Annotated in this window: 23 protein-coding genes; 13 read left to right on the top strand and 10 right to left on the bottom strand. The window is 69.4% G+C overall.

All coding sequences use genetic code 11. The annotated features are described in order from the left end of the window. Nucleotides 1-5: 5 nt before the first annotated feature. The gene (locus PIR02_13470; GenBank protein ID WZH35772.1) at nucleotides 6-1,604 is read right to left on the bottom strand and encodes an FAD-dependent oxidoreductase; all 1,599 of its coding nucleotides are present in this window, start codon (nucleotides 1,602-1,604) and stop codon (nucleotides 6-8) included. Next, nucleotides 1,601-2,653 carry a LacI family DNA-binding transcriptional regulator gene (locus tag PIR02_13465; protein WZH35771.1) on the bottom strand — a complete coding sequence of 351 codons (1,053 nt, stop codon included), beginning with the start codon at nucleotides 2,651-2,653 and terminating at the stop codon, nucleotides 1,601-1,603. Before PIR02_13465 ends, PIR02_13470 begins: the two co-directional genes overlap by 4 nt. A 140-nt stretch (nucleotides 2,654-2,793) precedes the next feature. Between PIR02_13465 and PIR02_13460 the strand changes: the two genes are divergently transcribed. After that, nucleotides 2,794-3,045 carry a hypothetical protein gene (locus PIR02_13460; GenBank protein ID WZH35770.1) on the top strand — a complete coding sequence of 84 codons (252 nt, stop codon included), beginning with the start codon at nucleotides 2,794-2,796 and terminating at the stop codon, nucleotides 3,043-3,045. Further along, on the top strand, nucleotides 3,038-3,988 hold the full coding sequence (locus PIR02_13455) for a Clp protease N-terminal domain-containing protein (GenBank protein WZH35769.1): 951 nt from the start codon (nucleotides 3,038-3,040) through the stop codon (nucleotides 3,986-3,988). The genes PIR02_13460 and PIR02_13455 overlap by 8 nt, the downstream gene beginning before the upstream one ends. 58 nt (nucleotides 3,989-4,046) lie before the next feature. Here PIR02_13455 and nrdF read toward each other — a convergent pair whose 3' ends face one another. The 4 genes from nrdF to nrdH are packed head-to-tail and all read right to left on the bottom strand — an operon-like array spanning nucleotide 4,047 to nucleotide 7,899. Further along, the gene (gene nrdF, locus PIR02_13450; GenBank protein ID WZH35768.1) at nucleotides 4,047-5,021 is read right to left on the bottom strand and encodes a class 1b ribonucleoside-diphosphate reductase subunit beta; all 975 of its coding nucleotides are present in this window, start codon (nucleotides 5,019-5,021) and stop codon (nucleotides 4,047-4,049) included. Between the two features lie 37 nt (nucleotides 5,022-5,058). After that, nucleotides 5,059-7,215, bottom strand: coding sequence for a class 1b ribonucleoside-diphosphate reductase subunit alpha (nrdE, locus tag PIR02_13445; protein WZH35767.1), 2,157 nt, complete (start codon nucleotides 7,213-7,215; stop codon nucleotides 5,059-5,061). Next, the gene (gene nrdI / locus PIR02_13440) at nucleotides 7,197-7,637 is read right to left on the bottom strand and encodes a class Ib ribonucleoside-diphosphate reductase assembly flavoprotein NrdI (GenBank protein WZH35766.1); all 441 of its coding nucleotides are present in this window, start codon (nucleotides 7,635-7,637) and stop codon (nucleotides 7,197-7,199) included. The genes nrdE and nrdI overlap by 19 nt, the downstream gene beginning before the upstream one ends. Nucleotides 7,638-7,665: 28 nt before the next feature. Then, complete coding sequence (nrdH, locus tag PIR02_13435) at nucleotides 7,666-7,899, bottom strand: glutaredoxin-like protein NrdH (protein ID WZH35765.1); 234 nt, start codon at nucleotides 7,897-7,899, stop codon at nucleotides 7,666-7,668. Nucleotides 7,900-8,284: 385 nt separating this feature from the next. On the opposite strand from nrdH, the gene PIR02_13430 reads away from it, so the two are divergent. Continuing rightward, nucleotides 8,285-9,490: an MFS transporter gene (locus PIR02_13430; protein ID WZH35764.1), complete on the top strand. Its 1,206-nt coding sequence runs from the start codon at nucleotides 8,285-8,287 to the stop codon at nucleotides 9,488-9,490. 94 nt (nucleotides 9,491-9,584) lie between these two features. Here PIR02_13430 and PIR02_13425 read toward each other — a convergent pair whose 3' ends face one another. Further along, complete coding sequence (locus PIR02_13425) at nucleotides 9,585-9,989, bottom strand: pilus assembly protein CpaE (protein ID WZH39008.1); 405 nt, start codon at nucleotides 9,987-9,989, stop codon at nucleotides 9,585-9,587. A 79-nt stretch (nucleotides 9,990-10,068) separates the two neighbouring features. On the opposite strand from PIR02_13425, the gene PIR02_13420 reads away from it, so the two are divergent. The 4 genes from PIR02_13420 (at nucleotide 10,069) to PIR02_13405 (ending at nucleotide 13,483) form a co-directional block, all read left to right on the top strand. Continuing rightward, nucleotides 10,069-11,232, top strand: a complete 1,164-nt coding sequence (locus PIR02_13420) for an acyl-CoA/acyl-ACP dehydrogenase (GenBank protein WZH35763.1) — start codon at nucleotides 10,069-10,071, stop codon at nucleotides 11,230-11,232. After that, nucleotides 11,232-12,503: a DUF445 domain-containing protein gene (locus tag PIR02_13415; protein WZH39007.1), complete on the top strand. Its 1,272-nt coding sequence runs from the start codon at nucleotides 11,232-11,234 to the stop codon at nucleotides 12,501-12,503. The genes PIR02_13420 and PIR02_13415 overlap by 1 nt, the downstream gene beginning before the upstream one ends. A gap of 38 nt (nucleotides 12,504-12,541) precedes the next feature. Next, nucleotides 12,542-12,892 carry a gamma-glutamylcyclotransferase gene (locus PIR02_13410; protein ID WZH35762.1) on the top strand — a complete coding sequence of 117 codons (351 nt, stop codon included), beginning with the start codon at nucleotides 12,542-12,544 and terminating at the stop codon, nucleotides 12,890-12,892. Nucleotides 12,893-13,018: 126 nt separating this feature from the next. Next, nucleotides 13,019-13,483, top strand: coding sequence for a histidine phosphatase family protein (locus tag PIR02_13405; protein WZH35761.1), 465 nt, complete (start codon nucleotides 13,019-13,021; stop codon nucleotides 13,481-13,483). 41 nt (nucleotides 13,484-13,524) lie between these two features. Here the strand turns inward: PIR02_13405 and hutH are convergent, their stop codons facing one another. Continuing rightward, a complete protein-coding gene (gene hutH, locus PIR02_13400; GenBank protein WZH35760.1) occupies nucleotides 13,525-15,054 on the bottom strand; it encodes a histidine ammonia-lyase in 1,530 nt (509 codons plus the stop codon). Between the two features lie 61 nt (nucleotides 15,055-15,115). Between hutH and PIR02_13395 the strand changes: the two genes are divergently transcribed. Continuing rightward, nucleotides 15,116-15,889 (top strand): IclR family transcriptional regulator, encoded by a 774-nt coding sequence (locus PIR02_13395; GenBank protein ID WZH35759.1) that lies wholly within the window; start codon nucleotides 15,116-15,118, stop codon nucleotides 15,887-15,889. Nucleotides 15,890-15,949: 60 nt separating this feature from the next. Here the strand turns inward: PIR02_13395 and PIR02_13390 are convergent, their stop codons facing one another. After that, entirely contained in the window at nucleotides 15,950-16,948 is a 999-nt protein-coding gene (locus tag PIR02_13390) for a LacI family DNA-binding transcriptional regulator (GenBank protein ID WZH35758.1), read from the bottom strand. Between the two features lie 210 nt (nucleotides 16,949-17,158). On the opposite strand from PIR02_13390, the gene PIR02_13385 reads away from it, so the two are divergent. Genes PIR02_13385 through PIR02_13370 form a run of 4 tightly spaced genes read left to right on the top strand, consistent with a single transcriptional unit; the run spans nucleotide 17,159 to nucleotide 22,429 of the window. Continuing rightward, nucleotides 17,159-18,409, top strand: coding sequence for an extracellular solute-binding protein (locus PIR02_13385; protein WZH35757.1), 1,251 nt, complete (start codon nucleotides 17,159-17,161; stop codon nucleotides 18,407-18,409). Nucleotides 18,410-18,411: 2 nt separating this feature from the next. After that, nucleotides 18,412-19,563, top strand: coding sequence for a sugar ABC transporter permease (locus tag PIR02_13380; GenBank protein ID WZH35756.1), 1,152 nt, complete (start codon nucleotides 18,412-18,414; stop codon nucleotides 19,561-19,563). Next, the gene (locus PIR02_13375) at nucleotides 19,560-20,474 is read left to right on the top strand and encodes a carbohydrate ABC transporter permease (protein WZH35755.1); all 915 of its coding nucleotides are present in this window, start codon (nucleotides 19,560-19,562) and stop codon (nucleotides 20,472-20,474) included. The genes PIR02_13380 and PIR02_13375 overlap by 4 nt, the downstream gene beginning before the upstream one ends. Further along, complete coding sequence (locus tag PIR02_13370) at nucleotides 20,471-22,429, top strand: glycogen debranching N-terminal domain-containing protein (GenBank protein WZH35754.1); 1,959 nt, start codon at nucleotides 20,471-20,473, stop codon at nucleotides 22,427-22,429. The genes PIR02_13375 and PIR02_13370 overlap by 4 nt, the downstream gene beginning before the upstream one ends. Nucleotides 22,430-22,517: 88 nt before the next feature. On the opposite strand, the gene PIR02_13365 is transcribed toward PIR02_13370, so the two are convergent. Then, complete coding sequence (locus tag PIR02_13365) at nucleotides 22,518-22,994, bottom strand: YbaK/EbsC family protein (GenBank protein ID WZH35753.1); 477 nt, start codon at nucleotides 22,992-22,994, stop codon at nucleotides 22,518-22,520. Nucleotides 22,995-23,245: 251 nt separating this feature from the next. Here PIR02_13365 and PIR02_13360 point away from each other — a divergent pair, with 251 nt between their 5' ends. Next, nucleotides 23,246-24,319, top strand: a complete 1,074-nt coding sequence (locus PIR02_13360) for a Glu/Leu/Phe/Val dehydrogenase dimerization domain-containing protein (protein ID WZH35752.1) — start codon at nucleotides 23,246-23,248, stop codon at nucleotides 24,317-24,319. Nucleotides 24,320-24,324: the final 5 nt, after the last annotated feature.

Raw genomic sequence — 24,324 nt, 5'->3', positions numbered from 1 at the left:
GCTCCTTAGTAGCCCGTGACGTCGGGCCAGTGCAGTTCGACGCCCTGCTGGGTCAGGCGGTTCTGGAAGGTGGAGAGGAGGTCGCTCTGCGCGCGAACTTCGCGCGGGGAGACCGAGCGCTCGAGGCAGAATGCGGCGAGCGTGCCCGCCACTTCGCCGACGTTCCACTCCACGGGGTGCAGGCGGAAAGCGCCATTGGTGATGTGCGTGGTGCCGAGGTTCTTGCCCGCGGGTAGCAGGTTGTCCACTCGCACGGGGATCATGGCCCCGAGCGGGATCTCGTAGGGAACGGAGGCGACGTCGAGATAGTTGTCGCCGCCTGTCGTGGGGTGCAGGTCGATGCGGTACATGCCGACACCGACCGTGTCCGGGTACTGCGCGGGCCCGGCGTGGCCGCGCAGTTCGATGGACAGGTCCTGTTCGACGACGGTGTACTCGGCCAGGATGCGCCTCGACTCCCGGATGTAGGGGGCCTGGGCGAAACCGTCCGACGTGCCCGTCACATCTCCCCGCAGACGCAGTCCGGGCCATCCTCGACCACCGTCCGGGCGCGGGGCCTCGGTCTGCAGCCAGTAGAACATCGCGAGCGACTGCCGTTTCGCGGCCTGTCGGTGAGCTTCCGCGTCCGGGCCGGTCAGTGTCCCGTCGAGGTAGTCGATCATCGGCCAGTTGACCAGGACGATGTCGCTGTCGAACGCTCCGGGCTCGAAGAGTCCCTTGGCGAGGATCCGCCGGAAGGTCCAGAGCTCCTCGTCGCCGCCCCCGGCCCGCTGATCGGCGAGCATCGCGAGAGGATCCCCGTCGATCGTGGGCGTGAAGGTGCGCGTGAAGATCTCCAGGGTGCGCGGGTGCGGACCCGTGAGGGAGATCATGGGAGCTCCCCAGAACTCCGGCTGGCGCGCTCGCCAGTCGTCGTAGTCGTCCGGTTTGTCGATGGTGTGGTCGCCCTCGACGTGGTCGATGATGAAGCACCAGCTGAAGGCCTGCTGGTTCTCCGGCTGGGCTTCCTCCGGCGCGCTGGGCTCGCCGGTCTGCGCGCGGGATTCGAATCCGGTGACGTGTTCCACCTCGGCGAGAGGGAGGAGATCGCCGAGCTCGGTGGCATCCAGAACGTAGTCCGCCGTGATGCGGGTCCGCGTCCCGTCCTCCGCCGTCACCTCGACCGCGTCGATCCGGTCGCCCTGCCGGGACGCCGCCGTCGGCCGAACCCCCCGCAGGATGCGGAGACGCCCCGCGGACACGTGGGGGGCGAGCAGCCCCTCGATCACCGCGACGCCGGCCCGGGGCTCGGCGCAGATGCGGCTCACGAGACCGGCGCCCGGGTTGAGCGCGACCTCCTTCCGCGCGGCGGCCGTGAGCGGGTACCACTGGCGATAATGGTTGCGGATGCCGTCGCGGAGCTCCCGGTAGCTCGCGGTGGCGCCGAACTGCTCGATCCAGGTGTGCTCGTCCGGGGGGACGGCCTGACTCGTCAGCTGCCCGCCGAGCCATTCGTACTCTTCGGTGAGGACGACCTGGCGTCCGTGTCGCGCCGCCGCGAGCGCCGCCGCGACGCCGCCCATCCCCCCGCCGACGACGAGGACTTCGGTGTGCAGTTCGCTCATGGGCGAGCCTCCTGGGCGGGCGCGCTCAGCGTGGCGCCGTCGATGATGGGACATGGGAGAAGGGTTCGCAGTTCGTCGGCCGACGGGTAGTCGTCGTCCGAGAGCAGACGCGCGAGAAGGTGGACCGCGCGCTGCCCGAGCTCGGTGCGCGGGGGGTTCAACCGCGTGAAGCTGACGTCGTCGGGGCTCACGCGCGGCGAGGATCCGAGAGCGATGATGCTCAGGTCGCGCGGGACCTCGTAGCCCTCGTGCAGCGCGCGATCATGCAGGCTCTGCGCCACCTCGGGCGACTCCGCGATCACGAGGGTCGGCTCGAACGTCGTGATCTCGCGCCAGTCCGCCGCGAGGTCGGAGCCGTCGCTGAGGCGATCCGCGAGGACGACGTCGGCACCAGCGGCGGCGTCGAGGACTCCCTGATAGCGATCACGCACCGATTCGCCGTCGCTGTCGAGGCGCAGGTACAGGACGCGGCGGTGCCCCATCGCGAGCGCCCGGCCGACCACCTCGGCGGTCGCCGCGGTGTAGTCGATACCGACGTACGGGATCGCCGGAGTGTCGCGGCGACCGACGGCGACCACGCGGAAGCCCTCGATGACCAGACGCGCGAGCTCGTTCGGATCCATCTCGACACCGAGCAGCAGAACGCCGTCGGCGAGGCGAAGGCGATTGCGCTCGTGGAAGAGACGGCGCCGGCCGTCGACCACCGGGGTGCTGGTGAACAGCAGCAGATCGCTTCCCAGCTCTTCGGCGCCGGCCTCGATGCCGTTCAGCAGCGGCGTGTAGAAGTCGAGGCTCCGGGTCGGGAACGCGGGCTCGTAGGTGAAGACGCCGAGGATGCGGTTGTCGACCCCGGCGAGGCGGCGGGCGGACGGATCCGCGACGTACTTGGTCTCCTCGATCACGCGGAGCACGCGCTCTCGCGTCTCGTCCGGGATGCGGATGTCTCCCCCGGTCCGGTTGTTCAGGACGAGCGAGACCGTCGCCTGGCTCACCCCGGCGAGCTGAGCGATCTGACGCTGAGTGACGCGACGTGACTCCGTGCGGGACATTCGTCCTCCTTGACGCAACCTGATTATGCGGATTATCAGGTGATGAATGCCACAGTAATACGCATTATCGTCATCCCGCAAGTTCTTCCGGCAAGCAACGAAGGTTGACAAGAGCCGACCTGTCAACCTAGGTTGCTCACATGCCCAGCCCCTCCCCCGTCGAACAGGCGAGCGACACCTCGGATCCGTTCGCGGGCCTGCGCGCCATCGCCTCGCTCCGACAACTCACCGACACTCTCGAGCTCCGACAGGTCGAGGCGGCGCTGCGCGCGGGGCTCACCTGGCAGAACATCGCCGACGCCCTCGGCGTCTCGCGCCAAGCCGTCCACAAGAAGTACGCGAAGCGCGTCGACTCGTCGATCGAACTCCCCCGGAGGAAACCGCATGTCTAAGCTGACGACCGCATTCGCAACGACCCACCGACTGTGGGTGGCGTCGATGGAGGAGGCCTCCCGCGGCGGGGGCAAGAACGCCGGCACGGACCACCTGCTTCTCGCTCTCACCCTCGACGACGGCACGGCCGGCCAGGTGCTCCGCGCGTCGGGCGTGACCATCGACCGCGCCCGCGAGGCTGTCGCGACCCAGCACCGCGAGCAGCTCGGCTCGCTCGGCGTCGACGTCGAGCCGGCCATCGCCGGGCCGATCGCTCTCGGCGACCCTGCGGGGTACGACTGGACGGAGCCCGCGCGCACCGTCATGACTCAGGCGACGACGGTCGGCGAGACCGGCGACTCCGTCGCGGTGCTGCGCGCTCTGCTCGACGAGCCGAGCGGGTTCGTCGCGGCGGTGCTCGAGCGTCTCGACACCTCGGCGGCATCCGTCCGCGAGCTCCTCAGCCAGGCCGCAGCTCTCCCTGCCTCGGCTGACGTCGCGACCTCTGACGACCCGTTCCACCGCTCGACGACCGCGTTCATTCCAGCGACCCCGGATGCCACCTGGGCACTCATCTCCGACGCTCGGCGCCTCGTCGAATGGGACGCGGTGGCCGACTCCGTGACCGCCGGTTCCGCCGGTACGTGGGTGGCTCACTCGAAGGAGGGCATGTCGGGCGACCTCGGCCCTCAACACTTCACGGTCGACGCCGATGATTCCCGCCGCGTCGCCCACTGGACGTTCTGGTGGCCGGCCTCGAAGCGTCGCACCAACACTCGTCACGTGATCCTCGCGCTCGAGCCCGCGGCATCTGGGACCTCACTCCGCGTGGACGCGACGTGGGAGACCGCGGGAGCGCGAAGGCGCTGGTGGCTTCCGATCGCGCGGCCGTTCTTCCGCGCCCTGCTGTGGTTCCAGGTCACGCGCGTGGCATCCTCGGTGAGCGCGGCGCTGCGCGGATGACGTGACGAAGCCCGCCCACGCGTGTGCGAGGGCGGGCTTCGTGGGTGGGGACCGGAACTCAGAAGTCCCAGTCGTCGTCTTCCGTCGCCTCGGCCTTGCCGATGACGTACGACGAACCCGACCCCGAGAAGAAGTCGTGGTTCTCATCTGCATTGGGCGAGAGCGCCGACAGGATCGCCGGGTTCACGTTCGTCACGGACGACGGGAACATGGCCTCGTAGCCGAGGTTCATCAGCGCCTTGTTGGCGTTGTAGTGGAGGAACTTCTTCACGTCTTCGCTGAGGCCGACCGCGTCGTACAGGCTCTGGGTGTAGCCCACCTCGTTGTCGTACAGCTCGTAGAGCAGCGAGAACGTGTAGTCCTTGATGTCGTCGCGACGGGCCTGGTCGACCGTCTCGAGACCGCGCTGGAACTTGTAGCCGATGTAGTACCCGTGCACGGCTTCGTCGCGGATGATGAGGCGGATCAGGTCGGCGGTGTTGGTGAGCTTCGCGCGGCTCGACCAGTGCATCGGCAGGTAGAAGCCCGAGTAGAACAGGAACGACTCGAGCAGGGTCGAGGCGACCTTGCGCTTGAGCGGGTCGTCGCCACGGTAGTAGTCCATGACGATGCGCGCCTTCTTCTGAAGGAACTCGTTCTCGGTGGACCAGCGGAACGCCTCGTCGATCTCCTTCGTCGAGCACAACGTCGAGAAGATCGACGAGTAGCTCTTCGCGTGCACCGACTCCATGAACGCGATGTTCGTGTAGACGGCCTCCTCGTGCGGGGTGATCGCGTCGGGGATGAGCGAGACCGCCCCGACCGTGCCCTGGATCGTGTCGAGGAGCGTGAGCCCCGTGAACACGCGCATCGTGAGGGTCTGCTCCTCGGGGGTGAGCGTGTTCCACGACTGGATGTCGTTCGACAGCGGCACCTTCTCGGGGAGCCAGAAGTTGTTCACCAGACGGTTCCAGACCTCGAGGTCTTTATCGTCTTGGATGCGGTTCCAGTTGATGGCCTGCACGTGGTTCAGCAGCTGCAGCTTTTCAGCCATGACGTCGCTTGTCCTCTATCGATGAATGGTCAGCGGGTCAGAGCATGCACGAGACGCACTCGGTCATGTCGGTGCCCTCGAGCGCCAGCTGACGCAGACGGATGTAGTAGATGGTCTTGATGCCCTTGCGCCACGCGTAGATCTGCGCCTTGTTGATGTCGCGGGTGGTGACGGTGTCCTTGAAGAACAGCGTCAGCGACAGGCCCTGGTCGACGTGCTGCGTGGCGGCGGCGTACGTGTCGATGACCTTCTCGTAGCCGATCTCGTACGCGTCCTGGTAGTACTCCAGGTTCTCGTTCGTCATGAACGGCGCCGGGTAGTAGACGCGGCCGAGCTTGCCTTCCTTGCGGATCTCGATCTTCGACGCGATCGGGTGAATCGAGCTCGTGGAGTTGTTGATGTACGAGATCGACCCGGTCGGGGGCACCGCCTGCAGGTTCTGGTTGTAGATGCCGTGAGCCTGAACCGAGGCCTTCAGCTCACGCCAGTCGTCCTGGGTGGGGATCTGAACGCCGGCGAAGAGTTCCTTCGCCTTGGCCGTCTGCGGCTCCCACGCCTGATCGGTGTACTTGTCGAAGAACTCGCCCGACGCGTACGTCGAGTTCTCGAAGCCGTCGAACGCGGTGCCGCGCTCGATCGCGAGGCGGTTCGAGGCGCGCAGCGCGTGGAAGAGCACCGTGTAGAAGTAGATGTTCGTGAAGTCGATGCCCTCTTCGGAGCCGTAGTACACGTGCTCACGAGCGAGGTAACCGTGCAGGTTCATCTGGCCGAGGCCGATGGCGTGCGAGCGGTCGTTGCCGTCTTCGATCGAGCGCACCGACGCGATGTGGCTCTGCACACTGACAGCGGTGAGGGCGCGGATCGCGGTCTCGACCGTCAGGCCGAGGTCGCCGCCGTCCATCGCGAGCGCGATGTTCATCGAGCCGAGGTTGCAGGAGATGTCCTTGCCGATGGTGTCGTACGAGAGGTCCTCGTTGTACGTGGTCGGCGTGTTGACCTGCAGGATCTCCGAGCACAGGTTCGACATGTTGATGCGACCGGCGATCGGGTTGGCCTTGTTCACCGTGTCCTCGAACATGATGTACGGGTAGCCCGACTCGAACTGGATCTCGGCGAGGGTCTGGAAGAACTCGCGCGCGTTGATCTTCGTCTTCTTGATGCGCGGGTCGTCGACCATCTCGCGGTACTTCTCGGTGACCGAGATGTCGCCGAACGGCTTGCCGTAGACCTTCTCGACGTCGTACGGCGAGAAGAGGTACATGTCTTCGCCGTTCTTGGCGAGCTCGAACGTGATGTCGGGGATCACGACACCCAGCGACAGCGTCTTGATACGGATCTTCTCGTCGGCGTTCTCACGCTTGGTGTCGAGGAAGCGCAGGATGTCGGGGTGGTGCGCGTTGAGGTACACGGCGCCGGCGCCCTGACGCGCCCCCAGCTGGTTGGCGTAGCTGAAGCTGTCTTCGAGGAGCTTCATGACGGGGATGATGCCCGACGACTGGTTCTCGATCTGCTTGATCGGCGCACCCGCTTCGCGGATGTTCGACAGCAGGAGGGCCACGCCGCCGCCGCGCTTCGACAGCTGCAGCGCGGAGTTGATGCCGCGGGCGATCGACTCCATGTTGTCTTCGATACGCAGGAGGAAGCACGACACGAGCTCACCGCGCTGCGCCTTGCCCGCGTTGAGGAAGGTCGGGGTCGCGGGCTGGAACCGACCCGAGATGATCTCGTCGACGAGCTGCACGGCGAGACGCTGGTCGCCGTCGGCGAGAGCGAGGGCGGTCATGACGACGCGGTCCTCGAAGCGCTCCAGGTAGCGCTTGCCGTCGAAGGTCTTGAGCGTGTAGCTCGTGTAGTACTTGAAGGCGCCCAGGAAGGTCTCGAAGCGGAACTTCGCGCCGTAGGCGCGGTCGTTCAGCTCCTGGATGAACTCCATCGAGTACTTCTCGAGCACGGTGGGCTCGTAGTACTCCTTCTCGACGAGGTAGTCGAGGCGCTCCTTGAGCGAGTGGAAGAACACCGTGTTCTGGTTGACGTGCTGCAGGAAGTACTCCCGCGCGGCACGCTTGTCGGCGTCGAACTGGATCTTTCCATCGGCGTCGTACAGATTCAGCATCGCGTTCAGGGCGTGGTAATCCAGGCCCTCGAAACGCGCTTCGGTCTTGAAGTCCACGTCGGTCAGCTCAACTTCCACCATCGTTCCAATCCTTCGGTGACGCGCTCGACGTCGTCGGGCGTGCCGAATACTTCCAGCCGATACAGGTGCGGCACGGCGCACTTGCGACTGATGATGTCGCCGGCGAGACAGAACGCCTCACCGAAATTCGTGTTGCCCGCGGAGATGACTCCGCGGATGTTGCGTCGGTTCTGCTCCTCGTTGAGGAAGCGGATGACCTGCTTGGGGACCGCGCCCTTCTCGACGCCTCGGCCGGCACCCCCGCCATAGGTGGGGGTGACCAGCACGAAGGGTTCGTCGATGACGAGGGGCGAATCGGTCGGCCGAAGGGGGATGCGCTGGGCTCGCATGCCCAGCTTCTCGATGAAACGCGCGGTGTTTCCCGACACGCTCGAGAAGTAGACGAGCAGCGGAGCCGTGGTCGCCGACAGGACAGCGCTCATGACGGGGGTCGGTGAGCCTGTCGGAGGGTCACGCCAGGCGCGACGCGAGCTCGTCGATCTTGTCGGGACGGAAGCCCGACCAGTGGTCCTCGTCGGTGATGACGACGGGAGCCTGCAGGTACCCGAGCGACTTGACCTGCTCGAGCGCGGAGGGGTCCTCCGACAGGTCGAGCACGTTGTACTCGATGCCCTTCGAGTCGAGCGCGCGGTAGGTGGCCGTGCACTGAACACACGACGGCTTGGTGTAGACCGTGATCGCCATTTTGTCCTCTTTCTCCCCTGGAAACTCATCTTCCGCACGAGCGGGGCTCGCCGGGACCTCAATACTACATATGGGGACCGACATCAGGTGGAACCACAAGGGGTAGTAGTTACACGAGTGTGATTTTCCACCGCTCTCCCCATATACAACACAGGTTGTCCACGATTTCATCCACAGGTTGCAAGGGTCTTGGGACCCACTCGATGCCCGCCATTACGCGGATCTCGCCGGGTCGACCGGCATCCATCCACAGCTCGCACGCTAGAGGGGGGTTCCGACATTGCACAGGCGGTGGATTTCGGCCTCCGGCGTGTCGCGGCGTGTCGCGTCGGTGACCCCCGAGACGCGCTCCGTCGATGTCGGAGGGGGGAGATAGCGTTGTGCCGTGGCCGGCTACCGCGAACTCCTTCAGACCCCCGGTGTGGGTCGCATCATTGCCGCTCAGCTGACGGCGCGTTTCCCCAACGGCATGACGAGCCTCGCCGTCCTGCTGCACATCGAGCACGTCACCGGTTCCTACGGGGCCGCGGGCCTCGTCCTCGCAGCCACGAGCATCGGCCAGGCCATCTCCGGGCCCGTCACCAGCCGATGGATGGGCATCTGGGGCATGCGCCGCGTCCTGACGGTCACGCTCCTCGTCTGCGCGGCCGCCATCGCGACGCTCGCGCTGATCGAGATGCCGCTGCCCCTGTACATGACGCTGGGACTCATCGCGGGCCTCTCGACGCCGCCGATCCAGTCAGCGGTGCGCACCATCTACCCGAAGATGGTCAATTCGAAGCAGCTCACGCCCCTCTTCTCCCTCGACGCCTCGCTGCAGGAGATCATCTGGGTGCTCGCACCCGTGCTCATCACCCTGGTCGCCACGCAGGTCGGCACCGTGCCCGGCCTCATCCTCGTCGTGGTCATCATGCTCGGCGGGGGCGCGTGGTTCATCCTCAGCCCCGAGGTCGGACGAGTCCGCATTCCCCGCAGTCGCCGGGGTCTGGGCCGCGTGCTCGGCAAGCCCCCGGTGCTGTTGGCGACGGCCACCGGGTTCCTTCTCATCGGAGCGTGCGCCGCCGTCGAGGCCGGAGTCGTCGCCACGTTCGACCACGGTGGTCTCGAGGCCGGCCTGGTCCTCGCCGTCTTCGCGGTCGGCAGCCTCGCGGGCGGGCTCTCGTTCGGTCACATCCCGATCGGCCCGTGGGCGATGGCCCGACGCCTCGCGATCGTCGCCCTCGGCCTGTCCCTCACCATCGTGTCGCTCAACGCCTGGTGGCTGGGCGCCACCCTGCTCGTCGCGGGAGCCGGCATCGCCCCCGCCCTCGCGGTGATGTTCGCCATGACCTCCGCGAGCGTCCGCTTCAGCGAGACGGCCGAGGCCTACGGCTGGATCAGCACCGGTCAGCTGATCGGGGCCGCCGCCGGATCCGCCGTCGCCGGTTTCCTCGTCGACGGCATCGGCCCCCAGGGCGCCTATGTCGCGGCCGCGGCGTTCGCCATCGCCGGTTTCGCGGTGGCGGCGGTGTTCGTCAAAGGCTTCCCCGACCTCCGGCACCGTGATTCGACCCCGATCCCCGACACGGAGCCGGTCGAGACCATCACCTGAGCCGTCGGGACGTCTCTCGCCGCGGTCTGCGCGCCCGTCGGCGATGCCGCTCGCGCAGACCGCGGAAACGCATCCGGAGCCGACGCGGCGACGCTCACTGGATCCGGCGCAACAGCTCCAACACCGCGAGCGCGTACGCGTCGGCCGGTTCGGGGTGGTCGAACACGACGCTCGCGCCGCCCACGGAGATCTCGACCTCGTACGTGTCCGAGAGACGCCGCAGCGACCGGAAGGCCGAACGCAGCATCTCACGCAGCTGCGACTCCGAAGGCAACCACAGCGCGTCCTCCGTGGCCACGGAGTCCAGGGCCCACTCGGTCGTCCCGTTGAAGGCGAGGATGCGCCCCGTCGGGTAGTCGCGCGGCTCGACCGTCATCTCGCTGACCGTGAAGACGTCCGCATCGAACTCCGGCTCGTCGAGCTGGAATCGGTCGCCGGATCGGGGATGCCACACCAGTCCGGCCTCGCGCAGGGCCAGGGCCATCTCGGTCGAGATCATGGCATCCATTCTGCGGGCATCCGCGACCCCGCGGCCGAAGCCGCCCCGCAGCCGGGGCCGCGACGAGAGAATGGATGCCATGACCACCCCGTTCGATCCCACTCGGTTCCTGCCCGACGACCTGCTCGCGCGCATCCGCGAGCGGGCTGCGACGCACGACCGCGACAACACGTTCCCGCAGGACGACCTCGACGACCTGCGGACGGCGGGGTATCTCGGCATCCTGGTCCCGGCCGATCGGGGCGGAGCGGGCCTCTCACTGGCCGAGGCCTCGGTGCTGCAGCAGCGTCTTGCCGGGGCGGCTCCGGCAACGGCTCTCGCGATCAACATGCACCTGGTCTGGACCGGCGTGGCGAAAGTCCTTCGCGACCGGGGAATCGACGATCTCGCCTTCGTGCAGCGGGGGGCGGCAGCCGGCGAGGTGTTCGGCTTCGGTATCAGCGAGGCGGGCAACGACCTCGTGCTCTTCGGCAGCGACACCGACGCGCGGCCCGACGGGGGCGGCGGTTACAGCTTCACCGGCACCAAGATCTTCACCTCGCTCGCGCCCGTGTGGGACCACCTCGGCGTGCACGGACTCGACACCACCTCGGCCGACGCCCCGCGCATGGTGTTCGCGTTCCTCGACCGCAGCGAGCAGGTGGTCACGCGCGACGACTGGGACACCCTCGGCATGCGGGCGACGCAGAGCCGCACCACCGAGTTGCACGGCGCCGAAGCCCCCGCCGACCGGGTGGTGCGTCGCCTCGCCCCGGGGCCCCAGCCCGACCCTCTGGTGTTCGGCATCTTCGCGGTCTTCGAGATCCTCCTCGCGTCGGTGTACACCGGCATCGCGCGACGTGCGCTCGACCTCGCCGTCGAGACCGCGGCATCCCGTCGCTCCAAGAAGAGCGGTACGACCTACGCGAACGACCCCGACATCCGCTGGCGCATCGCCGACATGGCGCTGGGGTACGACGCGTTGCCCCCGCAGTTGGCGTCGCTCAGCACCGACGTCGACACGCTCGTCGATCACGGCGGCCGCTGGTTCTCGCTTCTCGCGGGTGTCAAGCACCGTGCCGTGACGACGGCGAAGGCGGTCGTCGACGACGCGATCCTCGTGGGAGGCGGCTCGACGTACTCCGCGCACAGCGAGCTGAGCCGGCTCTACCGCGATGTCGTAGCGGGCATGTTCCACCCCTCCGACCTCGAGTCCGCGCACTCGGCAGCCGCCACGGCGTGGCTCGGACCGGTGGCGTCGTGATGGCACGCACCCCCACCGCGCTGCTGAGCCCCGCCGACCAGGAACGCCGTCGGGCGCTTCGACGGATGAAGGGCGTCGCGCTCGGCGCGCTGATCGGGATGGCCGTGATCTTCGCGATCGCGTTCGCCTTCCAGCGCGACGTGACGTGGCTGCAGTACGTCCGGGCGGCGGCGGAGGGCGGCATGGTCGGCGCCCTGGCCGATTGGTTCGCGGTGACGGCCCTCTTCCGGCATCCGCTGGGTCTGCCCATCCCCCACACGGCGATCATCCCCCGGCGCAAAGACGAGATCGGTCGCCAGCTGGGCGAGTTCGTCGAGACGAACTTCCTCGAGGGCGACGTGGTGCGCACCAAACTCGAGTCGACGTCCTTGGCCGCGCGGGCCGGCGCGTGGCTCGCCGATCCCGCTCACGCCGACCGGATCGCCGCCGAGGGTGCGACGCTGGCGACGAGTGTGCTCCGCGCGCTCAGCGACGACGACGTCCAGGGACTCATCGAAGACCTCGCCCGCGAGCACCTGCTCTCCCCCGACTGGGGCCCCTCCGTGGGGGGCTGGCTCGAACGGGTCGTCGGTTCCGGGGCGCATCACGGCGCTGTCGACCTCGCGTTCGACAACATCGCCGTGTGGCTCGGCAACAACCGCGAGGTGTTCCAGGGACTCGTGTCGCAGCGCCTTCCCGCGTGGGTCCCGAGCCTGGCCCTGCGCCTGGTCGACGACACGATCTACCGCGAAGCCGTCACCTTCGTCGACGCGGTGCGCGCCGACCCCCGCCACCAGGCGCGCGGCGCCATCGACGGATATCTCACGCGCCTGGCCGACAACCTTCAGCACGACCCGGCGACGATGGTGCGACTCGAAGAGGCCAAGGCCGCGGTCTTCGACAGCCCGCGCGTGCGCCAGCTCGCCGCCGACGCGTGGAACACGGCGAAGACGGGACTGCTCACCGCCCTCGCCGACCCCGAGAGCGCCCTGCGTCGTCGTGCCTCGGCGGCCCTCGCCGAGGTCGGCGGTCGGCTGCTGCGAGACGAGGCCCTGCAGCAGCGCGTGGACGGGTGGGTCATCGACGCGGCGGTGTTCATCGTCGGGCGCTACCGGCACGACATCGCCTCGATCATCACCGACACGGTCGAGCGGTGGGATGCCGAGGAGACCACCGAGAAGATCGAGCTCATGGTCGGCCGCGATCTGCAATACATCCGACTCAACGGCACGATCGTCGGAGCCCTCGCGGGCCTCGCGATCTTCACGATCGCGCACCTCTTCTGGGGGTGAGCGTTCCCGCGACACGAACGGGTCGATAGCCTGAGCGCGTGAGCGACGATCCGGGGCGGCAGGCTCTCTTCTCGTACGGCACCCTGCTGCTGCCCGACGTGCAACTCGACACGTTCGGACGGCACGTGTCGAGCGACGAAGACGCCCTCGCCGGCTACCGGCTCGAATGGACCGACATCGACGACGACCGCGTCGCCGGGCTCTCGGGTCTCGACGCGCATCCGATCCTGCGCCACACGGGCGACCCGCGGGACCGCGTGTTCGGACGCGTCCTCGACCTCACCCCGGAGGAGCTCGACGCGGCCGACGAATACGAGGTGGCGCTGTATCGGCGCACGTCGGTGATCCTCGCCAGCGGGCGCGCCGCCTGGGTCTACATCGCCGCCTGAACCCCGAGCACGCTCCGTGCGGGGAGCGCTACCCCCGCTCGATGTCGGACGCCGCAGATATCGTTGTCAGCGGTGGAATGCCGGCGACGATCCAGGCCGGCGGCACCTGCGTGACGCGGAGGAACGATGATCCAACTGGTGCTGGCGCGGCACGCGAAGTCGGACTGGGCCGACGAAGGTCTCGACGATCACGACCGGCCCCTGAACGACCGGGGGCGACGCGACGCCCCGCTCATGGCGCGGACGGTGAGCCGTCGCGGCGTGCGCCCCGAGGTGCTCCTGTCGAGCACCGCCCTGCGTGCCGCGACGACCGCCGAGGCGTTTGCCGCCGAGTTCGAGGTCGAGGTGACCGAGCGTGCTGATCTCTACCTCGCGGCACCCGCGGGGCTCCTCTCCGCGGCCCGTGAGACCGGAGCGAACGAGGTCATGGTCGTCGCCCACGACCCCGGCATGAGCGCGCTCGTCTCGCGCCTGGCCGACCGCGACGTGCGAATGGTGACGTGCGCCGTGGCGATCTTCACGTGGCACGACGGCACGTGGGACGACGTGGATGCCACGGCGCCCGACGAGTTCGAACTCCTCGCACCGTAGCCCGTCGAGACTCGTCGCCTGCGTGCCTCGCGGGGCACCGCTCAGACGGTGGCCCGCGCCGCCCGCGCAACGTCGCCGGAGGCGACGAGCTCGGTGACCGCCTCGATCTCGGGCGAGACGAACCGGTCGCGGCCGGGGCCGGCGACACGCGTACGGACCAGGGCGCGCACGGCACCGGTGGCCGCGGCGGGCTGGAGCGGGGCACGCAGGTCGAGGGCGCGGCATCCGGTCATGACCTCGATCGCGAGCACCCGGGCGAGTCCGTCGAGCGCTCGACGGAGCTTGCGCGCGGCGGCCCATCCCATCGAGACGTGGTCCTCCTGCATCGCGCTCGAGGGGATGGAGTCCACCGATGCGGGGGCGGCGAGGCGCTTCAGCTCCGACACGATGCCCGCGGCGGCATACTGCGCGATCATGAGGCCGCTGTCGACCCCGACCTCGTCGGCGAGGAACGGCGGGAGGCCGTTGCTGCGAGAGACGTCCAGCGCGCGGTCGGTGCGCCGTTCCGACATCGAGGCCACGTCCGCCACCGCGATCGCGAGGAAGTCGAGGACGTAGGCGACCGGTGCACCGTGGAAGTTGCCGTTCGACTCGACGCGGCCGTCGACCGTGACGACGGGGTTGTCGACGGCCGAGACGAGCTCACGCTCCGCCACCGCCGCGGCGTGCGAGAGCGTGTCGCGCGCCGCGCCGTGCACCTGCGGGGCGCAGCGCAGCGAGTACGCGTCCTGGACACGCGTGCACTCGGGTCCTCGGTGACTCGCCACGATGGGGGAACCGGCGAGGAAGGAGCGCAGGTTCGCGGCCGAGGCCGCCTGTCCGAGCTGGGGGCGCAGTGCCATGAGATCGGCGGCGAACACGGCGTCGGTGCCGAGCTGCGACTCGATCGACAAGGCGGCGGCGACATCGGCCGTCGTCAGCAGCGTCTCGAGGTCGTGGAGAGCGAGCAGCAGCATCCCGAGCATCCCATCGGTGCCGTTGATGAGGGCGAGCCCCTCTTTCTCACGGAGGGCGACGGGGTCGATGCCGGACGCGGCGAGGGCCTCGGCCGCGGGAAGTACCCGGCCCGCGGCGTCGCGGACCTCTCCCTCCCCCATCACCGCGAGCGCGACGTGCGACAGCGGCGCCAGGTCGCCCGAGCAGCCGAGCGATCCGTACTCCCGGACGATCGGGGTGATGCCGGCGTTGAGCAGCGCCGCGTACGTCTCCACGACGACAGGACGAACGCCGGTGCGTCCGGTGGCGAGGGTCTGCAGGCGCAGCAGCATCAGCGCCCGCACCACTTCGCGCTCGACCTCCGCGCCGGTGCCCGCCGCGTGCGAGCGGATGAGACTCGCCTGCAGCTGCGCGCGACGGTCCTCGGCGATGAAGGTCGTCGCCAGAGCCCCGAAGCCGGTCGAGATGCCGTAGTGCGGCTGCGGATCGTCGGCGAGCGCCTCGATGAGCGCACGCGTGTCCGCGACCTGCCGGAGCGCATCCGTGTCGACGACCACCCGGGCATCATGTCGGGCGACCGCGACCACGGCGCTCGGGCTGAGGGGGACGTTTCCGAGGGTGACGGTCTGGCTCATACGCCGATTCCATCGCGTTCGACGACACGCGACGACGGGCATCTGGCATCCTGTGTCTGTCATGCCAGACATTCCGCGCCCACAGGTTCCCGCCGCCGACCAGACGCTGCGGATGCTGTCGTTCCTCGCGCGCCAGCCCGGGCCGGTCGCGGCCCAGACGATCGCGATGGCGCTCGACATCCCCCGGTCGAGCACGTATCACCTCCTCGCCACGCTCGAGCAGCACGGGTACGTCGTGCACCTGCCCGGCGACCGGCGCTGGGGACTCGGCACGGCGGCGTTCGAGCTCGGCGGCGGCTACGCGCGTCAGCAGCCCCTCGCGCGGCTCGGGCGGCCGGTCCTCGCCGCGCTGTCGGATCGCGTCGGCGAGAGCGCGCACCTCGCCGTGCTCGCCGGACGCGATGTGCTCTACATCGTCGAGGAACGCGCGCCGCGCCGCCCCGCGCTCGTGACCGACGTCGGCGTACGGCTCCCGGCTCACCTGGCCGCGACGGGGCGGGCGATGCTCGCCGCACTCCCCCGCGAGCAAGTGCGGGCGTTGATCCCGGATGCCACGGCGCTCACGCAGCGACACGGCACCGGTCCCGCGACTCCGCGCGAACTGCGCGACCTGCTCCGCGAGGTCCGCGCCGCCGGTTTCGCGAGCGAGGACGGGGAGATCACCCCGGGCTTCCGCTCGGTCTCGGCGGCGGTCCTGGATCACGCGGGCTGGCCCGCGGCCGCGGTCGCCATCACGTGGCCCTCGGAGGGCCCCGAGCGCGATGTGTCGGCTCTTGCCGAGGCCGTCACGGCAGCCGCACACGAGCTCGCCCGCCGTATCGGCCGCCCCTCCTAACCCGCGAGCCCGCTCCCCCGTGCCACCCCCGGCCGTGAGCCGATCCCGCGGGGCGGGGGGTCAGCGCACGACGAGGCGCGGCTCCACGAGCACGTGCGCCCCGCCCGCGACGGCCGCGCGCGGGGCGACAACCGTGCCGTTCTCGCCCATCAGCAGATCCAGGGCCCCGGATGCCACGCGCTCGGGCAGCTGCTCGACGCTTGAGAGTCCGAGCGCCTCGGCGGCGGGCGTGTTGTCGAAGCCGACGATGGTGATGTCGTCGCGCCCCGCGAGCGAGGTCGCGAGGTGAGCGCCGATCGCAAGGGAGTCGCTCGCGCACACGATCCCCATGACCCCCGGGTCGGCAGCGAGGCCCGTCGCGACCACATCCCGCGCCGACGAGACGTTCTCCTCGACGACCCACCGTGGCCCCGTGCCGACGGTCTCGCGCCATCCGCGCTCGCGCTCGTCCCCGGTTCCCGAGCCCGACGGCCAGCCGAGGAACGCCACCCGACCCCCACCGCGGGCGCGTGCGTGCGCGGCGGCGGCGCGGGTGCCCGCCGCGCCGTCGACGTCGACCCAGAGGTGAGCGGGCTCTTCGACGTCATCCTCTCCCCAGGGTCGCCCGAACGAGACGAACGGGAGGTTCCGCGCTGTCAGCCACCCCGTGCGGGGGTCGCCGTGGAAGGTACCGGTGACGACGACGGCATCCACCTCTCCGCCTTCGAGCAGGTCGCCCAGGCGAGCGATCTCCTCTTCGGGAGTCCGTGCGGCGTACAGCAGCACGCGCATGTCGCGCTCGCCCGCGCGCTCGGTGAGGGCGTGCACGAAGCGGTCGAGCACGACGCCCGAGATGCCCCCCGCGTAGGGGTCGAGATGGATGCCGATGGTCGAGCTCCGGCGCGTGCGGAGCCGTCGTGCGGCGGCGTGCGGGCGGTAGCCGAGCTCGGCGATCGCCGCTTCGACGCGGAGGCGCGTGGCCTCTTTGACGATGTCGGGGGTGTTCACCACGTTCGACACGGTCTGCCGGGAGACGCCGGCGACGCGCGCGACGTCGTCGACGGTGGGCGCTTTGGCCACGCGACCTCCCTCGTTCGGCGCTGGGGTGGCGGAACCCGCCCGCTCAGGGCGGCCCCACACCGCCAGGGAGTCAGCCTAAGCCGAGCGCTCACCGCTTGACAGGCAGGACCGCCGTTTCGTACCGTGGTCCCATCAAAGTTTGAACGTTCAAACTCTGACCCTCCGATCACATGCGGAGGGGTCGCATGCCTCATCGAAGGAGAGAGACACATGACACGGCACACCCCCCTCGGCCGAGCGCGTACCTGGCTGGGAGCCGGCGCCCTCCTGACCACCGGCGCCCTGGCGCTCACGGCCTGCGGGTCGGGATTCACCGACGCCCCCGGCGACGGAGAGGCCTCCGGCAGCGGAAAGCTCAGCATCCTGATCGGCTCGTCGGGTGATGCCGAGACGAAGGCCGTCACCGACGCCGTCGCCGCCTGGAGCGAACAGTCCGGTGTGCAGGCCGAGGTCCAGATCGCCAACGACCTCCCCCAGCAGCTCTCCCAGGGCTTCGCCGCGGGTTCTCCGCCGGATCTCTTCTACCTCGCGCCCGAAGCCCTCGCCGGCTACGCCGCGAACGGATCCATCGCCGCGTACGGCGACGACCTCTCCAACAAGAGCGACTTCTACCCCTCGCTCGTCGACAACTTCACCATCGAAGGCAGCTTCTTCTGCGCGCCGAAGGACTTCTCCACCCTCGCGCTGATCATCAACACCGATCTGTGGACGGCGGCCGGACTCACGGATGCCGACGTCCCCACGACGTGGGACCAGTTGGCATCCGTCGCCCAGAAGCTCACGACCGATGGCCGCGTCGGCCTGGCGTTCGGGGCCGAGTATCAGCGTGTCGGCGCTTTCATGGCGCAAGCGGGCGGTGGCCTCGTCACGGATGGGAAAGCGACCGCCGACAGCCCCGAGAACGTCGAAGCACTGACCTACGTCAAGACGCACCTGAACGACGGCAGCTTCGCCTTCGCCTCCGACGTCGGCGCCGGCTGGGGCGGCGAGGCCCTTGGCACACAGAAGGCCGCGATGGTCATCGAGGGCAACTGGATCACCGGTGCCATGAAGGCCGACTACCCCGATGTGAAGTACAAGGTGGCCGAGCTCCCCGCCGGCCCCGGCGGCAAGGGCACTCTGCAGTTCACGAACTGCTGGGGCCTCGCCGCCGACAGCGGCAACCAGGAGCAGGCGCGTGCCCTCGTCGAGTACCTGACGAGCACCGACCAGCAGCTGGCGTTCTCGAACGCGTTCGGCCCGATGCCCTCGATCCAGTCCGCCGCGGACGCATGGTCCGAGGCCAACCCCGACCAGACCGCGTTCCTCGCCGGTGCTGAGTACGCCCAGTTCCCGCCGAACATGGCCGGAGCCGCCGACGTCATCACCGACTTCAACGCCCAGCTCGAGTCGCTGAAGACCGGCGACCCGCAAGCGCTGCTGACGACGGCGCAGTCCAACCTCGAGGCCATCACGAAGTAGCCATGAGCGCTCTCACCACCGCGCCGCGTCGCGCCGGATCCTCGTCCTCGGGGATCCGGCGCGGCGAGGCCGCCGCCGGTTGGCTCTTCACCGCCCCCGTGCTGGTCATCCTGGGCGTGTTCCTCCTCGTCCCCGTGCTCATGGCACTGTGGGTGAGCTTCTCGGACTGGACCGGTCGCGGCAGCCCGTTCTCGTCGAACGTGGGCTTCGTCGGCCTCGACAATTACGCCGCCGTCACCACCGGTGGGGGTCTCGCTGAGCGCGACTTCGGAACGGCCTTGCGCAACAACGCCTGGTACGTCCTCCTGGTGGTGCCCCTGCAGACGGCGCTCTCCCTCTTCCTCGCAGTCCTCGTCAATCGCGCGATCCTCCGCGGGCGCGGATTCTTCCGCACCGCGTTCTACTTCCCCTCGGTCACGAGCTCCGTCGCGATCACCGTGCTGTGGCTGTTCCTCTTCTCGTCCTCCGGCGCGATCAACGAGGTGCTGTCCTGGCTCGGCGTCAACGGCCCCAACTGGTTCAGCGATCCTTCCGGCGTCGTGCACAATCTGCTCGCGGCGGTCGGGGTGACCAGCGGACCGGCGTTCCTGACCGGCAACACGACGCTCGGCGTCTCGTGGTGGGACTGGCTCGCCGGTCCGTCGGTGGCGATGTCGGCGTTCATCCTCATGGCCGTGTTCACCACGTCGGGCACGTTCATGCTGCTGTTCATCGCGGGGCTGCAGAACATCGGTGGCGACGTGCAGGAGGCCGCGATGATGGACGGCGCGAACGGCTGGCAACGCTTCTGGCGGGTGACCCTCCCGCAGCTCAAGCCCGTGCTGTTCACGGTGCTGACCCTCGGACTGATCGGCACGTGGCAGGTGTTCGACCAGATCTACACCGGCACGCAGGGCGGCCCCGGCAAGACGACGCTGACCCCCGCGTACCTGAGCTACTCCGCGGCGTTCCTCTCCCAGCAGTGGGGTCAGGGGGCGGCGATCGCCTTCGTGCTGTTCGTCATCATCGTCGCGCTGACGATCTTGCAGCGCTTCGTCCTCCGCGACCGGCCGGTGTCACGCCGACGCCTGCGCCAGTACGAGGTGCCGACCACCGGAGCGTCCGCGGGCGTCGGGAACGACCGCCCCCGCGCGCAGAAGGGAGCGCAGCGATGACCGCCACCGCATCCCCGCAGACGACCGTGCTCGCTGAGCAGCGCTTCGACGGCCCCGCGCGACCGGCGAAGCACCGTCTCTCGCGCAGAGCCCTGGGCTGGCAGGTCGGCCTCTACGCGCTGCTCATCGCGCTGGCGCTCATCTACATCTATCCGTTCCTCGTCCAGGTGTCGACATCGTTCAAGACGGATGCCGGGGCGGCCGCCGACCCGATCTCGCTCGCGCCGCAGCCCTTCACGTGGGCCGCGTACGAGCGCCTCTTCCTCACCTCCGACTTCCCGGTCTGGTTCGGCAACTCCGTCGTGGTCACCGTGTTCGTCACCGCGGGCCGGGTGTTCTTCAACTCGCTCGCCGGCTACGCGCTGGCTCGTCTGCAGTTCCGCGGTCGCGGCATCGTGTTCGCCGGCCTCGTCGGCGTCATGGCCGTGCCGACCGTCGTGCTGCTGATCCCGAAGTTCCTCGTGATCAACCAGCTCGGCATCTACGACTCCTACGCGGGAATGATCCTGCCGTTGCTCGTGGATGCCGCGGGCGTGTTCATCATGAAGAACTTCTTCGAGTCGATCCCGCCGTCGGTCGAAGAGCAGGCCCGCATCGACGGCGCCGGCACGTTCCGCATCTTCTGGTCGGTCGTGCTGCCGATGGCGCGCCCCGCCCTCATCACGATCGTCATCCTGTCGTTCCAGGGGTCGTGGAACGAACTCAGCCACTTCGTCATCTCGACCCAGTCCCCCGAACTCACCACCCTGACCAAGGGCGTCGCCTCTCTCGCAAGCGGTCAGCTCAGCCAGGGAAGCCAGTTCCCCCTCAAGCTCGCGGCCGCGGCCATCATGACGATCCCCGTCGCCGTGGTGTTCTTCATCTTCCAGCGCCGCATCATGAACGCCAGCGAAGGAGCCGTCAAAGAATGACCACCGCCCCCACCACCTCACCGGCCGGGACGACCACGCAGACCCCTCCCCTCCAACCGCTGCTGAACGACGCGCTGATCGTGCTGCGCGCGCCCACTCAGGTGTGGTCCGACGGCACCGGCGACATGGGCGCCGCGCCCGTCCACGGCGTCTATCACGGCGACGTGCGTCACGTCAGCTCCCTGTCCGCCGTGTGCGACGACTCGCCGATCGAGTGGATCTCGACGGCCCCGGACGGCGCGTCGCGTGTGCTGTTCGGCGGGCTCCTTCGCGGTCTCGATGACACCACCCCCGACCCGAAGGTGCGCCTGCTGCGCGACCGGCGCGTCGCCGACGGGCACGTCAGCGAGACGTGGACGCTGCGTTCGCGCGTCGACCGGCCCCTCTCCGCGACGGTGCGCCTGTCGCTCACTCCCGAATTCGCGCAACTGCACGAGGTGAAGTCCGGGCACGCGCGTGCGCGCGACGCGACAGTCACCATCGACGGCGACCACGCGACGGTCGACGCCGGCGCGCAGGGCCTCGAGCTCGTCGTCCCCGGTGCCGCGCTGGCATCCGGTCCCGATGGTCTCGCGGCGACGTGGGCGGTCGAGGTCCCGGCCTTCGGCAGCGCGGAGGTGACGTGGACCCTCACGCTGCGCGATGACGCCCTCGTGGTCGGCGCGGCGACGGCTCCGCCCCGATGGGACGCCGCCACCGTCGCCGCGGGCTCACCCGATCCACGCCTCGGCCGCTGGCTGCGCACGGCGCTCGACGATCTCGACGCCCTCCGGCTCGTGCTCCCCGAGCACCCGGGCGACGAGTTCTTCGCCGCGGGGGCGCCGTGGTTCTTCACGCTGTTCGGCCGCGACTCGATCTGGGCCGCGCGCCTCGCCCTGCCGCTGGACCACGAGATCGCGGCATCCACTCTGCGCGTCCTCGCGCGCCTGCAGGCGACGGACGACGATGCCCAGACGGCGCAGGAGCCGGGCAAGATCCTGCACGAGCTGCGCGCGTCGGCGCTCGAGATTCCCGGCGAGGGGATCGTCCTGCCGCCGAAGTACTACGGCAGCGTCGACTCGACACCGCTGTGGATCTGCCTGCTCGCCGACGCGTGGCGCGCGGGCATGCCCGAGGGCGAGGTCCGCGCCCTGCTGCCGACGTTGCGCGCCGCTCTCGGCTGGATCCGTGACCACGGCGACAGCGACGGCGACGGCTTCCTCGACTACATCGACCGCCTGGGCACGGGCCTGTCGAACCAGGGGTGGAAGGACTCGGGCGATTCGATCCAGTGGCGTGACGGACGCCTCGCCGAGGGGCCGATCGCCCTGTGCGAGGTGCAGGGCTACGCCTACGAGGCCGCTCTCGCCGGCGCCGCCCTGCTGGAGCAGTTCGGGGAGGGGACGGATGCCACCGATGCGGCGTTCTGGCGATCATGGGCCGCCGATCTGAAGGCGCGTTTCGCCGAGACCTATTGGGTCGAGACGCCCGAGGGGCGTTACCCCGCCGTCGCTCTGGACCGGGACAAGAGGCCGGTCGACACGCTGACGAGCAACATCGGACACCTGATCGGCACCGGGATCCTCTCTCCCGACGAAGAGGCGCACGTCGCGCGATTGCTGCTCGGCGAGAGCATGTCGAGCGGGTACGGCGTCCGGACGATGTCGACGGACGCCGCCGGCTACTGGCCCCTGTCGTACCACGGCGGCAGCGTCTGGGTGCACGACACCGCGATCGCCGCGCACGGCATGCTCCGCGCCGGCCTGCGCGACGACGCGCGCGCGGTGGTGGAGGGATTGCTGGATGCCGCCGAGGGCTTCGCGTACCGCGTGCCGGAGCTGCACGCCGGCGACCCGCGCAGCCACAGCTCGGTGCCGACGCCCTACCCCGCCGCGTGTCGCCCGCAGGCGTGGTCGGCGGCCGCCGCGGTGGTGTGCCTGACTGCGCTCGCGCCCGGAGCCCCCGGCACGGCCTGAGTGTCCAGGACACCCGGACGTTCTCGCGACGCGCCCGGGTGTCCTGGACACTCGACGGGCCGGGAGGGGCCGGCCGTCGCGCCCCGGCTCAGTCGACCTTGGCGACCGTTCCGCCCGTCAGGCGCACGAGCTCGTCGAACGTCAGCGGGAACACCGTGTGCGGCGTCCCGCCCGCGGCCCAGATCTCCGGGAACGCGGCCAGCGCCTCGTCGACGATCGTCGTCAACGGTGCCGGGTGTCCGGTGGGCGCGACGCCCCCGATCGGTTGACCGGTCGCCGCGAGGACCTGCTCGGGCGTCGCTCGACGGATGCCACCCCGTCCGATCCGCTCGGCGAGAGCCGCCGTATCGACGCGGTGCGCGCCGCTGGTCATGACGAGAAGCGGCTCGTCGTCGCTCCAGAAGACGAGGCTGTTGGCGATCGCCCCCACCTCGATCTCCAGGGCCGCAGCGGCCAACGCGGCCGTCGATGCGGCATCCGGAAGGACGATGATCGAGCCGGCGATCCCCGCCGCCTCGAGCGAGGCGGCGACGAGGCGGCTCCGGGTAGGGAGAGCGTCGGTCATGCCCGTCAGCCTAGAGCCGCGCCGGACGCACCTCCGCCCCGTCCTGCGGAGTTCCCCACCGACTCGCACGGAGCGCGGACCCGGCGCGGCGTGTCGCCCCTCTTCTCCGCAGGACGGCCCGGCCCCGCGCCCCGATGGACCTCGGCGCTCTCGCGCCCGGAGCGGCGGCGCGTCACAATGGAGGGTGGATGCCGCAAAGCCGCGGCGTCCGTTCAGCGCCATCCACAAGGTGGCCGACGACAAGGAACGCGATGACCCACGCCCTCCCCCTTCCCGATTTCTCCCACGAACGTGTGGAGGTGGTGACGGGAGGCCGCAGTGGCCTCGTCATCACCGTCGCCCTGCATTCGTCGGTGCTCGGTTCCGCTCTCGGCGGTGCTCGCCTGTGGACCTACCCGACCTGGAGCGACGCCCTGGGCGATGCGCTCCGGCTCTCTGCGGCGATGACCCTTAAGAACGCCGCCGCCGGTCTCGACGCGGGAGGCGGCAAGTCGGTCATCGCCCTGGCTCCCGGGACCACGCTGGACGCGGATCGTCGCCGTGCCGCGTTCCTCGATCTCGGTGACGTCGTCGAGAGCCTCGACGGGGCGTACCGCACGGCCGAAGACGTCGGGTCGACCACCGATGACATGCTCGTCGTGAGCGAGCGGACCGCCCACGTCGTGGGACTGCCCGAAGCCGGCGGCGGATCCGGCGAGCCCGCCGGACCGACCAGCCTCGGCGTGTACGCCTCCCTCATCGCGACCCTCGAGCGCGCAACGGGCGCCGCGGACGTCTCCGGTCGACGTATCACCATCGCGGGACTCGGCCAGGTCGGCGGACGCCTCGCCACGCGCCTCTCCGTCGAGGGCGCCGTCCTGACCGTCACCGACGTGAACCCCGCGAAAAAAGCCCTTGCCGCTGATCTGGGCGCCGCCTGGGTGGAACCGCACGAGGCTCACCTCGTCACGAGCGACGTCTTCGTCCCCGCGGGAATCGGCGGAGTGCTCACCGACGAGGTCATCGACGCTCTCGACGCGCGCGCCGTCTGCGGACCGGCGAACAACCCCCTCGCCGATCGATCCGGTGCCGAACGGCTGGCGAGCCGCGGAATCCTCTACGCCCCCGATTTCGTCGTCAACGCCGGCGGCGTGATCTACCTCGACCTCGAGGCGAAGCAACGCGGAACGCGCGACGAGATCATGGCGCGGGTGGCCGGGATCGGCGACACCCTTCGCAGCATCTTCGATGAAGCCGAGTCGCGCGGGGTGACTCCGCTCGCAGCGGCCGAGGGAGTCGCCGCGCAGCGCCTCCGAGACGGCGCTACGTCGAGCGCTCTGGTCTGACTCCA

It is taken from the genome of Microbacterium enclense, from assembly GCA_038182865.1.
GTDB lineage: Bacteria > Actinomycetota > Actinomycetes > Actinomycetales > Microbacteriaceae > Microbacterium > Microbacterium enclense_B.
Note: the sequence above shows the minus strand (reverse complement) of the source record. Positions and strands in the feature narration are given on the sequence as shown.

Coding starts and splice junctions, on each gene's coding strand:
- PIR02_13365 (WZH35753.1), bottom strand. CDS start 22,994: ATGACCGACGCTCTCCCTACCCGGAGCCGCCTCGTCGCCGCCTCGCTC.
- PIR02_13380 (WZH35756.1), top strand. CDS start 18,412: ATGAGCGCTCTCACCACCGCGCCGCGTCGCGCCGGATCCTCGTCCTCG.
- nrdE (WZH35767.1), bottom strand. CDS start 7,215: ATGGTGGAAGTTGAGCTGACCGACGTGGACTTCAAGACCGAAGCGCGT.
- nrdI (WZH35766.1), bottom strand. CDS start 7,637: ATGAGCGCTGTCCTGTCGGCGACCACGGCTCCGCTGCTCGTCTACTTC.
- PIR02_13455 (WZH35769.1), top strand. CDS start 3,038: ATGTCTAAGCTGACGACCGCATTCGCAACGACCCACCGACTGTGGGTG.
- PIR02_13360 (WZH35752.1), top strand. CDS start 23,246: ATGACCCACGCCCTCCCCCTTCCCGATTTCTCCCACGAACGTGTGGAG.
- PIR02_13415 (WZH39007.1), top strand. CDS start 11,232: ATGGCACGCACCCCCACCGCGCTGCTGAGCCCCGCCGACCAGGAACGC.
- PIR02_13375 (WZH35755.1), top strand. CDS start 19,560: ATGACCGCCACCGCATCCCCGCAGACGACCGTGCTCGCTGAGCAGCGC.
- PIR02_13465 (WZH35771.1), bottom strand. CDS start 2,653: ATGTCCCGCACGGAGTCACGTCGCGTCACTCAGCGTCAGATCGCTCAG.
- nrdH (WZH35765.1), bottom strand. CDS start 7,899: ATGGCGATCACGGTCTACACCAAGCCGTCGTGTGTTCAGTGCACGGCC.
- PIR02_13425 (WZH39008.1), bottom strand. CDS start 9,989: ATGATCTCGACCGAGATGGCCCTGGCCCTGCGCGAGGCCGGACTGGTG.
- PIR02_13385 (WZH35757.1), top strand. CDS start 17,159: ATGACACGGCACACCCCCCTCGGCCGAGCGCGTACCTGGCTGGGAGCC.
- nrdF (WZH35768.1), bottom strand. CDS start 5,021: ATGGCTGAAAAGCTGCAGCTGCTGAACCACGTGCAGGCCATCAACTGG.
- PIR02_13420 (WZH35763.1), top strand. CDS start 10,069: ATGACCACCCCGTTCGATCCCACTCGGTTCCTGCCCGACGACCTGCTC.
- PIR02_13470 (WZH35772.1), bottom strand. CDS start 1,604: ATGAGCGAACTGCACACCGAAGTCCTCGTCGTCGGCGGGGGGATGGGC.
- PIR02_13370 (WZH35754.1), top strand. CDS start 20,471: ATGACCACCGCCCCCACCACCTCACCGGCCGGGACGACCACGCAGACC.
- PIR02_13395 (WZH35759.1), top strand. CDS start 15,116: ATGCCAGACATTCCGCGCCCACAGGTTCCCGCCGCCGACCAGACGCTG.
- hutH (WZH35760.1), bottom strand. CDS start 15,054: ATGAGCCAGACCGTCACCCTCGGAAACGTCCCCCTCAGCCCGAGCGCC.
- PIR02_13460 (WZH35770.1), top strand. CDS start 2,794: ATGCCCAGCCCCTCCCCCGTCGAACAGGCGAGCGACACCTCGGATCCG.
- PIR02_13405 (WZH35761.1), top strand. CDS start 13,019: ATGATCCAACTGGTGCTGGCGCGGCACGCGAAGTCGGACTGGGCCGAC.